The organism is Fictibacillus nanhaiensis (assembly GCF_023715445.1).
GTDB lineage: Bacteria > Bacillota > Bacilli > Bacillales > Fictibacillaceae > Fictibacillus > Fictibacillus nanhaiensis_D.
In genome coordinates, this window is the sequence record NZ_JAMBOD010000052.1 from 1 (window position 1) to 388 (window position 388).

The 388-nt window shown below is 32.5% G+C and carries 1 pseudogene; it reads left to right on the forward strand.

The features are described 5' to 3' along the window. Positions 1-353: pseudogene (locus M3196_RS21820) on the forward strand (uroporphyrinogen-III C-methyltransferase); the annotation flags it as partial. Positions 354-388: the final 35 nt, after the last annotated feature.

Below are 388 nucleotides of genomic sequence, written 5' to 3' on the forward strand. Positions count from 1 at the left end.
TTGTTAAGGGGCGTTTAAGTAATATTATTTCAAAATTGCAACACTATTCAATTGAGGCGAAACCAGGTATATGTATTATAGGGGAAGTTGTTGATTATACTGAAAACACTCCTAAATCATATGATCCTATGAAGCAATTTTATGTAGTAAGTGGTTCTAAACATGACGCCCTTATGCTCTGTGAACATTTATATGACGAAGGTTATGGCTGTTTGCTAAACCCAAATGATACATCGAATGGCACATATCATTCGTCGCAATATGATTACTATGATGCATTTATTAAGCAGCAAGAAAATGTAACATATATTTCAACCGATCGTGCAGATGCTAATACAGTGTTATGTCACTAATTTATAAAAAATAAATGAATAAGTAAGGTTTCAAC